The sequence below is a fragment of the Arthrobacter mangrovi genome (assembly GCF_026011795.1).
Taxonomy (GTDB): Bacteria; Actinomycetota; Actinomycetes; order Actinomycetales; family Micrococcaceae; genus Crystallibacter; species Crystallibacter mangrovi.
This window is the reverse complement of sequence record NZ_BRVS01000026.1, coordinates 55,168-66,873: the sequence shown is the minus strand read 5'-3', so window position 1 is coordinate 66,873 and position 11,706 is coordinate 55,168. Positions and strand designations below refer to the sequence as shown.

General features: G+C 68.7%; 14 protein-coding genes and 1 pseudogene. 5 read left to right on the top strand and 10 right to left on the bottom strand.

From position 1 onward, the window contains the following. Window positions 1-6 precede the first annotated feature (6 nt). The gene (locus AHIS1636_RS17130) at window positions 7-441 is read right to left on the bottom strand and encodes a hypothetical protein (RefSeq protein WP_264797055.1); all 435 of its coding nucleotides are present in this window, start codon (window positions 439-441) and stop codon (window positions 7-9) included. A gap of 251 nt (window positions 442-692) precedes the next feature. Here AHIS1636_RS17130 and AHIS1636_RS17125 point away from each other — a divergent pair, with 251 nt between their 5' ends. Beyond that, a complete protein-coding gene (locus AHIS1636_RS17125; RefSeq protein ID WP_264797054.1) occupies window positions 693-1,532 on the top strand; it encodes an EcsC family protein in 840 nt (279 codons plus the stop codon). Between the two features lie 364 nt (window positions 1,533-1,896). Then, window positions 1,897-2,139 carry a hypothetical protein gene (locus AHIS1636_RS17120; RefSeq protein ID WP_264797053.1) on the top strand — a complete coding sequence of 81 codons (243 nt, stop codon included), beginning with the start codon at window positions 1,897-1,899 and terminating at the stop codon, window positions 2,137-2,139. Window positions 2,140-2,377: 238 nt separating this feature from the next. On the opposite strand, the gene AHIS1636_RS17115 is transcribed toward AHIS1636_RS17120, so the two are convergent. From AHIS1636_RS17115 to AHIS1636_RS17100, 4 genes and pseudogenes are all read right to left on the bottom strand, one after another. After that, window positions 2,378-2,860 (bottom strand): TspO/MBR family protein, encoded by a 483-nt coding sequence (locus AHIS1636_RS17115; protein ID WP_264797052.1) that lies wholly within the window; start codon window positions 2,858-2,860, stop codon window positions 2,378-2,380. 46 nt (window positions 2,861-2,906) lie between these two features. Beyond that, a complete protein-coding gene (locus tag AHIS1636_RS17110; RefSeq protein ID WP_264797051.1) occupies window positions 2,907-3,863 on the bottom strand; it encodes an EamA family transporter in 957 nt (318 codons plus the stop codon). Next, window positions 3,860-4,465, bottom strand: coding sequence for a TetR/AcrR family transcriptional regulator (locus tag AHIS1636_RS17105; protein WP_264797050.1), 606 nt, complete (start codon window positions 4,463-4,465; stop codon window positions 3,860-3,862). Before AHIS1636_RS17105 ends, AHIS1636_RS17110 begins: the two co-directional genes overlap by 4 nt. A 158-nt stretch (window positions 4,466-4,623) precedes the next feature. Further along, a pseudogene (locus tag AHIS1636_RS17100) lies at window positions 4,624-4,764 on the bottom strand (AI-2E family transporter); the annotation flags it as partial. A 234-nt stretch (window positions 4,765-4,998) separates the two neighbouring features. Here AHIS1636_RS17100 and AHIS1636_RS17095 point away from each other — a divergent pair. Beyond that, window positions 4,999-5,355 carry a hypothetical protein gene (locus AHIS1636_RS17095; protein ID WP_264797049.1) on the top strand — a complete coding sequence of 119 codons (357 nt, stop codon included), beginning with the start codon at window positions 4,999-5,001 and terminating at the stop codon, window positions 5,353-5,355. Between the two features lie 25 nt (window positions 5,356-5,380). Here AHIS1636_RS17095 and AHIS1636_RS17090 read toward each other — a convergent pair whose 3' ends face one another. From AHIS1636_RS17090 to AHIS1636_RS17070, 5 genes are read right to left on the bottom strand one after another with little or no spacing between them, the layout of a single operon-like run. Beyond that, entirely contained in the window at window positions 5,381-6,070 is a 690-nt protein-coding gene (locus AHIS1636_RS17090; RefSeq protein ID WP_264797048.1) for a FadR/GntR family transcriptional regulator, read from the bottom strand. After that, window positions 6,067-7,314, bottom strand: a complete 1,248-nt coding sequence (locus tag AHIS1636_RS17085) for an MFS transporter (RefSeq protein WP_264797047.1) — start codon at window positions 7,312-7,314, stop codon at window positions 6,067-6,069. Before AHIS1636_RS17085 ends, AHIS1636_RS17090 begins: the two co-directional genes overlap by 4 nt. Before the next feature lie 43 nt (window positions 7,315-7,357). Beyond that, on the bottom strand, window positions 7,358-8,224 hold the full coding sequence (locus tag AHIS1636_RS17080) for an ABC transporter permease (protein ID WP_264797046.1): 867 nt from the start codon (window positions 8,222-8,224) through the stop codon (window positions 7,358-7,360). Beyond that, window positions 8,214-9,158, bottom strand: a complete 945-nt coding sequence (locus tag AHIS1636_RS17075; RefSeq protein WP_264797045.1) for an ABC transporter ATP-binding protein — start codon at window positions 9,156-9,158, stop codon at window positions 8,214-8,216. The genes AHIS1636_RS17080 and AHIS1636_RS17075 overlap by 11 nt, the downstream gene beginning before the upstream one ends. Further along, entirely contained in the window at window positions 9,155-10,276 is a 1,122-nt protein-coding gene (locus tag AHIS1636_RS17070) for a LolA family protein (protein ID WP_264797044.1), read from the bottom strand. The genes AHIS1636_RS17075 and AHIS1636_RS17070 overlap by 4 nt, the downstream gene beginning before the upstream one ends. On the opposite strand from AHIS1636_RS17070, the gene AHIS1636_RS17065 reads away from it, so the two are divergent. Together AHIS1636_RS17065 and AHIS1636_RS17060 are read left to right on the top strand one after the other, a co-directional pair. Next, a complete protein-coding gene (locus AHIS1636_RS17065; protein ID WP_264797043.1) occupies window positions 10,275-10,472 on the top strand; it encodes a hypothetical protein in 198 nt (65 codons plus the stop codon). The two genes, AHIS1636_RS17070 and AHIS1636_RS17065, sit on opposite strands and share 2 nt — an antisense overlap. Window positions 10,473-10,532: 60 nt before the next feature. Next, window positions 10,533-11,675, top strand: a complete 1,143-nt coding sequence (locus AHIS1636_RS17060) for an acyl-CoA dehydrogenase family protein (protein ID WP_264797042.1) — start codon at window positions 10,533-10,535, stop codon at window positions 11,673-11,675. Window positions 11,676-11,706: the final 31 nt, after the last annotated feature.

Below are 11,706 nucleotides of genomic sequence, written 5' to 3'. Positions count from 1 at the left end.
GTTTCGTCACAGCCCGCAGCTCCCGGATGCGTCGGCTGGCAGCTCCAGCTGCTGCCTAAGTTTCTGCGACAGCATCCCCAGTCGCTTGGTATCCGGCCAGCTGGACCACGTCGCCAGAAAATCGTCAGCACTAGCTGAATCTGCGAGAGCGTTGAAATGGGAGACTTCGACGAAATATTCGTCGGTGAAATCGAGCATCGTTTCCTTGGGTCGGCCGCTCCACATCTCCTCCTCCGCGACAAGCTGTTCAATCATTCTCCGGCCGTGATCCCGTGCGGCCGCAGCTGCTTCTCGCGAGGCTTGCAGGTCAAGCAAGCCCGGAAGATAGCCTCCTGCTGCCGCATCATAAGACTGCTCGACTACATCGCTGGCTGCTTGTTTGCTCTTATTTAGAGGGCAGATCGCACCTAGGTAGGATTCCCCGGCTTCTTCAATTGTCAATAACTGCGGAGTCGGGGCAACGCTTGCCTCGATCGTTGTCCTAACTGGTGATGGAACGGGCGAGGATCCCGGTATAGCGCTCGTTTCTGCGCCGCACGCGCTAACCCCCAACAACAAGCCCACAAGCGGCAACAAGGCTCTCTTCATATCCCCCAACCATCCTTCTATTCCTGCTATCTCAAATCGACGGTGAAGCCATTTCATCAGTCGCAGGACTGTCGGCGTAAGCCGGCCCCGACATACGCGCTGCCATGTCCGTCTCATTGCCTTCTTTCCCCTCTAAACAAATAGAATTCGCTGGACCAATCACAGTTGAAACAAGGGGCGGATCGATGGGGAGTCCAGAGGGCGATCAGACCAGTGTCATAGCTGGCGACATACTAGACAAAGCAATTGCGAAGGCGAGCTCACTATCCATTAAGAGAGTGAACCAGCTACGGAGAAAGTACCCTGAGGCCACAGAAGCGGATTTGATTCACATCCTCGACAAGGACTTCAAAGCGGCCTTGACTGGGCAGGGAGCTGCTGTTGGTTCTACAGCAGCCATACCTGGATTCGGTACAGCCGCAGGACTTGCGGTTGCGGGTGGAGAAGCAGTGCTCACTCTAAACGTCACTGCGTTCTACGTTTTGGCCTTGGCCGAAGTTCACGGGGTGACATTTGAGGATGTCGAGCGGAAACGAACACTCCTACTGACCGTGCTCCTTGGCAACGGAGCCAATCAAGCTGCCGCCAAAGTTGCCGGGCGCACAGGAAAGCACTGGTCAAACAAACTAGTTCAAAAAGTTCCCTTGAAGGCGATTAAGGCGATCAACGGCGTGATGGGCAGAAACTTTGTCACCCGATACGGAACCAAGCAAGGCATTATCGTGCTTGGCAAAGTCATCCCGTTCGGGGTGGGAATCGCAATTGGATCCGGCATGAACTACGCCCTTGCCGTGGGACTCGTCAAAAGTGCCCATCACGCATTCGGCGACCCCTACAACTTCGACAGCGATGCCGAAGACACCCTCATCGATGCTGAAGTCATTGACACTGACGATGACCTAGTTGGAGAAAAACAGACCGCAACTCCAGGTGACAACCTCTAGGCGTGCTCTCACGGCAGAGTACTTGCGCTCCGATACGTGGGAAACAGTTGTCCTTCGGGTTCAGCACGTCTCCCGGAATCTCAAGTGGGTTGCCGGCGTCGTTGGATTCGGCAACAGTTAAGGGCATGAACCGGGACGGCACGCGGTATCCGAGCTTTCGGACGATGATGCCGCAGCGCTACCGTCTGAGCCTGGGCGTGCTGGGGTTGGTGGTAACGGCGGGCCTGTTGGCGGGTGGGATCGATGGGCATCCCGCCCTGTTGTTCGCCGCGGCGGTGGTTGCTGCCCTCTTCGCGGCGATTGGAATGATGACCGCCCGCCTGCAACTGCGCGAGCACGACGTTCGAATCTCGGTCGCCGGGGGGTGTTCTCCACGGAAGTCCTGTACCGGGACATCACGGAGATCTCGGCCGGGCCGACTACCGGGCTACTGCAGGGAATGGGGTTGCGCATCCTCCCAAGGCAGGGCACGGGCTATCTGGTCGGCGGCCCCACCGTGCAAATCCGGACGGGCAACTCCACCCTGCTGGTGTCCTGCACGAGGCCCGAGGAGTTCATCGAGTGCCTGGGCAGCGCCTGTGCCGGGGGACACGCCACGAGGGGCTAGTGCCCGCCCGAGAACCCGAAGCTCAAGATTTCCTCAAGATTGCCTCAAGAGGCTGTTTCCGGGCCAAACCCGACTCCCTATTGGCATAGTGTCCTTGGAAGTGCCACGGCATCCCCCTGCCGAGTGGCACATCCGACGCCGGTGACGTGCCTTGGCTTTCCGCCGGGATGAGGTCGGAGCGCTGTCCTGTCCACGTCCCCCCGAGGACAGGACAGCGCCTTGGGATTCCGTTCCCTGGTCAGGCCCGCGGATTCCGCCGGGCAATGGCCGCAGTGAGCACGGTCGCGAAGGTGCACCACAGCGCGTAGGGTGCCAGCGCGGTGCCTGCGGCCCGGGAGGCGCGGCCTGTCCGGCGCACGAGGTCGGCGCTGCTCGCGGCCAGCAGGGCGCATTCGGCTGCCGCGATCCATGGCTTGCGGCTGCGCCAGAAGAGCCAGCTCCAGGCCGCGTTCAGCGCCAGGTTGGCGGTGAACGCGCGGAGGTACCGCCGTCGTTCTGCCTCCTGGACCCGCTCCTCCAGCCCGTCCAGCGCAGCGGCACCGGAGAGCGCGATGTCAGCGTAGAGCGCGGTCCAGACCACCGGAAACACAGCGGACGGCGGCTGGAACGGCGGCTTCCGCAGGCTGCGGTACCAAGCGCTGGACGGGTCGGTGGCAACCGAGCCGGATACCGCCGTGGCGGCGACGCCGGCGGCGGTCTTGGCGAGGGTGGATGCACGCATGGGATGCCTCCCGGCGGTCGGATTCGGGCTGTCCTTGCCTGAAAGGCTAGGCCCGGACCGCCGACGGCACCAGTGCCGCATGGCTTTCCGCCTCGACAGTGGCCGGCGCCAATGCCAGGACCACCAGCGCGGCGCCGATGACGGAAAGCCCGGCCCAGCCAAGGACCGACAGCCGCTCCCCGACGACGAGGACCGCAAGCACCGCGGCGACGGCGGGTTCGGCCAGCGTGAGGGTGGTCGCCGTGCTGGGCCGCACCCGCGCGAGCCCGAAGCCGAAGAGGAAGTACCCGGCGAACATGGGGATGAGCGCCATGTAGGCGGCCACCATGAACGACGACGGCGAGGCCACCAACGGCGCGCCCGTCACCGCGAGCACGGGGACCAGGAGCGCTCCGCCCGCGCCGAAGACGGCCCCCATGGAGGCGGCCCGGCCCACCCCTTGCTGCATCAGCCGGTGCACGATCCACGAATAGACCGCATAGGTAATGCCGGCGACCAGGCCGAGGCCGATGCTGGCGATGGTGCCCGGCACCGAGGCCGACGCCTCGCCGGCGCGCGACGTGCAGAGCAGCGCGCTGCCGGCGATGCCCAGGAAGGCGGCGAGCATCCACCAGCGGCTGAGGGCCCGGCGCTCCAGCAGCCGCTCCAGCAGTCCGGAGGCCAGCGGCGCCGAGGCCAGCGACACGACCGTGCCGATGGCGACGCCGCCCAGGTGCATCGAGCTGTAGAAGGCCAGCGGATAGATGGCCACGGCCAGGGCGCCCACGGCGACCAGACCCGCGTTCGCGCGCAATCGGCCCCGCTCGCTGCGAAGAGCGGGGACGGCGATGGCGGCCTGCAACAGCCCGCCGATACCGAGCGCGGCCGCCCCGATGGCCAGCGGGCCGGCGCCGGGCGCGAACGTGGCCGCCGTCCCCGTGGTGCCCCACAGGAACGACGTGACCAGGATGGCGGCGGCGCCGGCCGCTGCGCCCTTCGCAGCGCGGTTTGCGGTGCCGCTCACAGCGCGGCCAGCATTCCGGCGGCGAACTCCTTGGCGTCGAGCAGCCGGCGCGGTCCGCCCTCCAGGCCCGCCCTCGCCATCGCCCCCTCCAGCAGGAAGCAAAAGTGTTCGGCCAGCTGTTCGGCGCGGCGCTCCTCGGTCAGTCCACGCAGATGCCCGGCGAGGATTTCCTCGACCTGCTCCTTGTGCCGGCGCACCGCGGCGCGGGCGGGATCGTCGGCGGCAAGTTCGGCGGCGGCGTTCAACAGCCCGCAGCCGCGGAACCCGTGCTCGTAGCCGGACTCGGCGTGATCGATGTAGGCGTCGAACACGGCCAGGACTCGCTCCTGCGGTGTGGCCTTGTCCGCCACGCGCGCCCCGTAAAGTCCCAGCCACTCCTCGTGCCGCGCCTCGATGTAGGCCTCCACCAGCGCAGCCTTGGACGGGAAGTTGTTGTAAAGGCTCATCTTCGCCACGCCCGCGGAAGCCGTGATCGTATCGATTCCAGTGGCGGCGATGCCGTTCGCGTAGAAGCGGTCCGCCGCCGCCTGCAGGATCTTGGCGCGCGCGGAACCGCTCCTGCGCGTCGCGCCCTGCACTGAGCCGCTCTTTGCCGTCGCCATCCTGCGTTTCCTCCTCGACGCGATCGATTAGGTAGGCCAGTCTACCTAATCGAGACCAGCACGGCTACGGTCATTGACGGATGGGTGCTGGCGCAGAGGTAGTGCTCGCTGCAGCCGCGTGCGGGCAGCAGCCCGTCGAGGCGCGGCCCGGGCCAGGTCGGTTCGGATAAGGGATGCGGCAGGTCGGGGTTCAGGTCCTCAACCCGCGGGTCCTCAGCGGTCCAGACCTGGAGCACTACCCAGGCAACAGCGGCCAGCGTAACCGCTAGCACGGCACCCACAATGCCGGCCAAAATCGTGCGTCACAGTGTATTGCCCGGTTCCGGCTGCCTCGGCGCCTGCGGCCCGCATTTCCAGCGAAAATTGTTTCCCGCCTGCCGCTCCCCCGGACGTCTTCGACCGATTGTGCGCCTTACAGAGTAAGCGTACGCTTGACCGTTGAAGGGTAGGCCAGCTGGCCTGCCCTACGCCGAGGCCCTTCTTACGCTTAGCGACCGTAGTTTCGCTTCATTACCCCCGGCAAGGCGGCACTCATGCAGCCCTTCGACAACGTCACCCTCCCCCTTTCCGTTGCAGAGGCGGACCCCACCGTCCTTCGTAAACCCAACTCGACCCGACAGGCGCCTACGGGCGGTCCATCACAAGCATTAGTCCCTGATTCCTGGGAGGTGCACATGCTGGAGGCGCTTTCCGCCCGTTCCGCCGAAGTGGAAACAGCCGAATGGGCACTGGACCAGAACATGTCCGTTCGCAACGAACAGATCAAAGCAGCCCTTACCGCCGGTATACCGGTTCATGAAGTTTCCGCGGCGACCGGCCTGTCCATTGTGGAACTGGAGCAGATCGCCGACGCCCGGACGCCGAAACGCAGCAGCCCCATCGCCAGCTAGCACTGCGGCAAATCCTTGCGACGGCCTACCTCTGGCGCGGCGGCATCCACTGCAGGCAGTAGCCGAGGTTGGCGTTAACGGTTGCCGCCGCCGCGTCCGCGTCCCCTACCGCGATGGCGTCCGCCAGATCCTCGTGGCCGGCCCGCAGGCACCCGTCGAACCCGTCGCGCAGGCGCTGGGCCATCTTGGTCCCGTGGAAGACGTCGCCGAAACTCGAGTACAGCTCGTGCAGCAGCGGGTTGCCGGACGCCGCCGCTACGGCTTCGTGGAAGTCCCAGTCCGCGGCGATCCACTCGGCCAGGTCCTGCCGGTCCCACGCCCGCCGCCGCCTGGCGAGCATGTCCCGCAAAGCCGCCACGGCGCCGTCGTCCGCGGCCTGCGCGGCAAGCCTGGCCGCCTGTGTGTCCAGGGCGAAGCGGACCTGGAGCACGTCCTCGTCGTCGTACGCGCGGTAGGCGCGGCGGGCGGTGCCGCTGATCTCGCTCGTGGCGCGCACATATGTGCCGTCCCCGCGGCGGACCTCCAGCATCCCGGCATGGGCCAGCGCCTTGATCGCCTCGCGCAGCGTCCCGCGGGAGACGCCCAGGCGCTCCATCAGCTCCGGCTCGGACGGGATGCGCTGCTGCAGCGGCCACTCCCCCGAGGCGATCGCCTCGCGCAGCCGGGCGGTGACCTCCTCGGCCAGCGGCAGCCGGGCCAGCGGACCCCCGCTCACGGCTGCGCCGTCCGTTCCCGCGCGGTGATCCAGAAGCACAGCAGCAGCTGCAGGACCGAGCCGGCCAGCATCAGCACCAGGGGCGGGGTCCAGGAACCGACCGCGTCGTGCAGCAGGCCGAGGCCGAACGGACCGGCGGCGGCGAAGAGGTAGCCGACGGACTGGGCCAGCGTGGACAGCGCCGTGGTCTCCGCCGCGCTGGAGCCGCTGCGGCTGATCACCAGCATCAGCAGCGGGAACACCCCGAACCCGAGGCCCAGCAGCACCGCCGGGACCAGGCCCAGTTGCGCCGGCAGCACCAGCAAGGCCACATAGCCCGCCAGCGCACAGCTTGCCGTCAGCATGAACGCCGGGCGCAGCAGGCGCGGACGGGTGGCCATGGCCAGCAACACGATCACCGCGGGAATTGAGAGCACCTGGACCACGGCAAGGATCAGCCCGCCCGCGGCCGCATCAAGTCCGCGCGAGACCATGATGAACGGCAGCCAGCTCATCAGCGCGTACACCAGCAGCGCCTGGGTGGCGAACAGCGCGGTCGCCAGCAGGCCCTTGCGGGTCCGCAGCAGCGGCCAGGGGGACACGTGCCGCCGCCCGCCGGCCAGCGGGCGCGGGCGGGACACGGCGGCCAGCGGCAGGAACGCGGCCAGCGCCACCGCGCCCAGGAGCGCCCAGACCGCCAGCCCCCGCGTCGGGGAATCCAGCTGGGCGGCCAGCGGAACACTCACCGCCGCGGCCACGGTCGCCCCGGAGGCCATCGTGATCGTGAAGGTCCCGGTCATGGCCGACGTCCGGTGCGCGAAGTGCTCGCGGATGAAGGAGGGCATCGCGACATTGCAGATCGCCAGGCCGGACATCGCGACCACGGTGCCGGCCAGCAGCAGCCCCACCGAGTCGACGCCGCGCAGCGCCAGCCCGGCGGTCAGCAGGACGAGGGCAAGCGCGATCGACCGCTCCAGCCCGATCCTCCCGCTGAGCCATGCCGTGGCCGCCCCGGCCACGGCAAAGCAAAGGACCGGGATGGTCGGCAGCAGGGACGCCACCAGCGGCCCGTAACCCAGCAGCTGCTGGAGGCCGTGGAACAGCGCCGAAGCGCTGGTAATCCCGGCGCGGAGGTTCAGCCCGATAAGGACGACGGCGGCAACCGCCAGCCAGGTCGTCCACTGCCGGCGCGGAGCGGGGACGTGTTCATCAAGTTCGGGGGCAAGCGTCTCTTCGAGAGCCGCGCCCAGGGTTTCGGAAGCCACCCCCAAACATTAGACGTCTGATGTTTGAGATGCCAGCCCCCGGCTACGCCAGGACGTCCTTGGTGGCGAAGCGGCTGCCCGCGAGCGCGCAAAAGACGGCGATATAGCCGCCCTGCAGCAGCGCATTCGCGCCGAAGGAGTCCCAGGAGATGGGCTGGCGGATCAGGTCGGCGAATCCGACCCAGTGCTCGGTGAAGAGCCAGGGGTGCAGCCAGTCGAGCTGCGGCAGCGCGCCGAGGATCTGGGCGACCACGGCGAGGACGGCGGTGGCGGCCATGGCGCCGACGGGCACTTCGGTGAGGGTGGAGATGAACAGGCCGATGGCGGCGAGCCCGGCCAGCGACAGGCTGACGTAGGCGGCGACCAGCAGCAGCCGCAGCACCGATTCGCCCACGCCGATGGTGTCCCCGGAGAGCAACGTCACCGGCCCGACGGGGAAGAGCACGACGCCGACCAGCATGCCGGCGGCGACGAGGGTCAGGGCGGCGGCGATGCAGAAGGCGACGGCGGCCGCGTACTTGACCGCGAGCAGCCTGATCCTGCCGGCCGGGGCGGCCAGCAGGTAGCGCAGCGTGCCGAGGTTGGCCTCGCCCGCGATAGTGTCCCCGGCGGCCACGCTGACGGTCAGCGGCAGGAACAGCGGGATAGAAACGACCGTCCCGGTCAATGCGATGAACAGGCCGTTCTGGGTGACCCGGTCAAGGAACGGCGGGCCGTCCCCGGGTTCGATGTCCTCGGAGGTCAGCCGGACGGCGAGCCCGATCAGCACGGGGACGGCGGCCAGCGCCGCGAGCATCGCCCAGGTCCGCCAGCGCCGGAAGAGCACGCCGAGCTCGGAGCCGAGCAGCGCCCAGCCGGCCGCGGAGCGTCGCCGGACGGCCGGGGCCGAGTCCGCCTGCTTACTGGACAACGTCGAACCCCTCCCCGGTCAGGGCGACGAACCGCTCCTCGAGCGTGCTGTTTTCCACTGCGAACCCGCGGACCCGGACGCCCTCGGCGACCAGCGCCGCCACGATCTGCTCCGGCAGCAGGCCGTCGACCAAAGGCGCGGTCAGCTGCTCCCCGTCCCCTTCCAGACCCAGCCCCAATCCCCGCAGCACCCGCCCCGCGTCGGCGGGGTCCGGCGTCGTTAGCTTCATCCGTGCGCGGCCGGAACGCCGCATGCTCTCCAGGGTCCCCTGCGCCACCAGGCGGCCGGCGCTCATGATGGCCGCGTGCGTGCAGATCTGCTCGACCTCGGCCAGCAGGTGGCTGGAGACGAAGACCGTGGTCCCTTCGGCGGCCAGCGAGCGGACCAGGTGGCGCACCTCGCGGGTGCCCTGCGGGTCCAGGCCGTTGGTCGGCTCGTCCAGCACCAGCAGGTCCCGCGGCATCAGCAGAGCGTTGGCGATGCCGAGCCGCTGCTTCATGCCGAGCGAGTAGGCGCGCACCTTCTTGCCGGCGGCGTGCGAGAGCCCGACCCGCTCCAGCGCGTCGGCGACCCGGGCGCGGCGGGTCCTGGTCGGGGCATGCCGGTCCGCAGTGTCGAAGCGGCGCAGGTTGTCGGCGCCGGAGAGGAACGGGTAGAACGCGGGTCCCTCGACCAGGGCGCCCACCCGCGGCAGCACCTCGCGCAGCCGGGCCGGCATCTCCTCCCCCAGCACGCGCACGCTCCCGGCGGTGGCACCGGCCAGCCCCAGCATCACGCGGATGGTGGTGGTCTTGCCGGAGCCGTTGGGCCCCAGGAAGCCGAACACGGCACCGCGCGGGACGGCCAGGTCAATATTGTCGACGGCGGCCTGCCGGCCGAAGCGCTTGGTCAGGCCGCGGGTTTCGATCGCGGGTTCCTCGGAGGCGCCGCTCACCGGCCCTCCGCCGCAGCCTGCAGCCGCTCCGGGGTGACGGAGCCGGCGAACACACGGCCGTCGTCGGTCAGCAGGACGTTCACCAGCGCCGTGGACAACAGCCGCCCGCCGTCGACTTTCCGCAGGGCTTGGGCCATGGCGGGCGAGTCCGCCCAACCCTCCGGCAAACTCGTTGCAGAAAGTTCGACGACGGTGTCCCAACCGTCTCCGGTCTTTGTCGCCTTGCCATCCGGGTGCTGGGCGTCCGCGCCGTCGTCCCGTGCGTTCCGCTCGGCGCGCTGCGCGGCCTGGTCCGGCACGGTGTGTTCGGTGACGCTGGCGCCGGCCGGCGGCGTGAAGTCGAAGACCCCCGGGTCCGGGGCGCCGAGGCTCAGCTTCGTGTAGGCCAGCTCGAACGCCGGCTCCTGCTGCCCGCGCGCCTGCACGTCGACGCTGAGCGGCAGGCCGGTTTCGGCATCCACGGCGATGGCGACGGAATCGACCAGCGTGTCGGCGCTGTCCGGATCCAGCAGCAGCCGGTAGGCGTCCCGCCCGGCGACGCGGACGTCCTCGCCCACGGTCACGCGGGTGCTCGGCTCAGCCGCTTCGAGGAAACGGCTGGCCAGGCTCTCCGGCGTGTACCCGGCGTCGTCCCCGGACTTGTCCTGCACAGATTCCTTGGCTTCCTTGGCCGTCCGCTCCGGCAGCAGCGCGTGGACCGCCTCGTTCTGCCGGGAGCTGTAGAACCAGACGTCCCGGCCGTTGCGGACCACGTCCCGCTCGGCCAGCCGGTCCAGCACCTGCAGTCGGGCCTTGTCGTGTCCGTCGAGGTAGACGCGGGCGCTGTGCGAGCCGGCCAGCAGGTCCAGCATGGCGGCCGCGGAGGGGCCGGAGTCCGTTTCCTCGGTCTCGGGCAGCTGCGGCAGGCCCAGCTGCGAGGTCTGCTCCACCGTGCCGGAGAGCTGGCGGACGTCGGTGCCGGCGGCCAGCGCCAGCACCTCCTGGGGCGACTTGTCCGGCAGGTCCGTCGCGGCCCCGGCCTGGACGGTGCCGACGACGACACCGCCGGCGATCACGGCGGGAACCACCGCGGCGGGCAGCCAGCGCTTGGATGAACCCGGCTTTGATGAACGTGCCATGGCGATCGACCTTTCGACCTTGCAAGCCTTCTTCCAGCCTACGCCGGATCGGCCGCGGGCTCACCTGTTGATCCTGCGGCCGGCGCTCCTGCTGCCCTGGCGATTGCCCGCCTCGGTGGCGCCTCCTGCCCGCCTGTTTCCACAGCCGCCGGTCCGCCTGTTGTCTGTGCTGCCCGGGCGTGCTGTAGTGGTGTGAAGCAGACATTTCCGGTTTCCGCGGCTGCCGCCGCGGGGCCGGTCATGCAAGGGGGCACGGATGGGCGCAACACGGCTGCTGCCGTCGGAGGAGGCTCAGGACCTTCTGGACCTGGCCCGCGAGCTGGCCGCGAAGGAGCTGGCCCCGCGGGCGGCCGCGGCCGAGCGGGCCGGGGAATTTCCCCGCGAGGTCTATCGGACGCTGGGCCGGGCGGGCCTGCTGAGCCTGCCGTACGCGGAAGAATATGGCGGCGGCGGACAGCCGGCCGAGGTTTACCTGCAGGTGTTCGAGGAGATCGCCGCGGCCTGGGCGAGCGTCGGCGTGGGCGCGAGCGTGCACGCGCTGTGCTGCTTCCCGCTGGCCGCATTCGGCACGGACGTGCAGCGCAAGACGTGGCTGGCGGACATGCTGTCCGGCGAAACGCTGGGCGCCTATTGCCTGTCCGAAGCGCATGCCGGTTCCGACCCCTCGGCGCTTCGCACCCGGGCGGTGCGCAGCGGCGAGGGATACGTCATCAGCGGGGCCAAGGCGTGGACGACGCACGGCGGCGCCGCGGACTTCTACGTCGTTTTCGCCCGCACGTCCGAGGACCCGCGCCACGGCATCTCCTGTTTCCTGGTCCCCGGCGACGCGGCGGGCCTGACCGCGGCACCGCCGGAGCACAAGATGGGCCTCACCGGATCGGTCACGGCCACCATGAATTTCGACGCCGTTTACGTGCCGGCCGAGCGGCTCATCGGGCGGGAGGGGCAGGGCCTGTCGATCGCCTTCGCCGCGTTGGATTCCGGACGGCTCGGCATCGCGGCCGTGGCCACCGGACTGACCCAAGCCGCCCTCGACCTCGCCGTCTCCTATGCAAAGGAGCGCGAGGTCTTCGGCAAGCTGCTGATCGAGCATGAGGGCCTGGCCTTCCTGCTGGCGGACATGGCGGTCGGGGTGGAGACGGCCCGGGCCATGTACCTGTCCGCGGCCCGGCTGCGGGATGCGGGCCGCCGGTACAGCAGGGAGGCGTCGATCGCGAAGCTGGTGGCCACGGACAACGCCATGGCGGTCACGACCAACGCGGTGCAGGTCCTCGGCGGCGCCGGCTACACCCAGGACTTTCCCGCCGAACGGTACATGCGCGAGGCCAAGGTCATGCAGATCTTCGAGGGCACCAACCAGATCCAGCGCCTGGTGATTTCCCGGCAGCTGGGCCGCTGACCCCGATGCCAATTCGGCCGACGCCGGTTTT

What these genes read in the sequence shown, in the direction of transcription:
- AHIS1636_RS17105 (WP_264797050.1), bottom strand. Translation starts at nt 4,465, where the DNA reads ATGGCGACGGCAAAGAGCGGCTCAGTGCAGGGCGCGACGCGCAGGAGC.
- AHIS1636_RS17115 (WP_264797052.1), bottom strand. Translation starts at nt 2,860, where the DNA reads ATGCGTGCATCCACCCTCGCCAAGACCGCCGCCGGCGTCGCCGCCACG.
- AHIS1636_RS17070 (WP_264797044.1), bottom strand. Translation starts at nt 10,276, where the DNA reads ATGGCACGTTCATCAAAGCCGGGTTCATCCAAGCGCTGGCTGCCCGCC.
- AHIS1636_RS17060 (WP_264797042.1), top strand. Translation starts at nt 10,533, where the DNA reads ATGGGCGCAACACGGCTGCTGCCGTCGGAGGAGGCTCAGGACCTTCTG.
- AHIS1636_RS17065 (WP_264797043.1), top strand. Translation starts at nt 10,275, where the DNA reads ATGGCGATCGACCTTTCGACCTTGCAAGCCTTCTTCCAGCCTACGCCG.
- AHIS1636_RS17125 (WP_264797054.1), top strand. Translation starts at nt 693, where the DNA reads ATGTCCGTCTCATTGCCTTCTTTCCCCTCTAAACAAATAGAATTCGCT.
- AHIS1636_RS17095 (WP_264797049.1), top strand. Translation starts at nt 4,999, where the DNA reads ATGCAGCCCTTCGACAACGTCACCCTCCCCCTTTCCGTTGCAGAGGCG.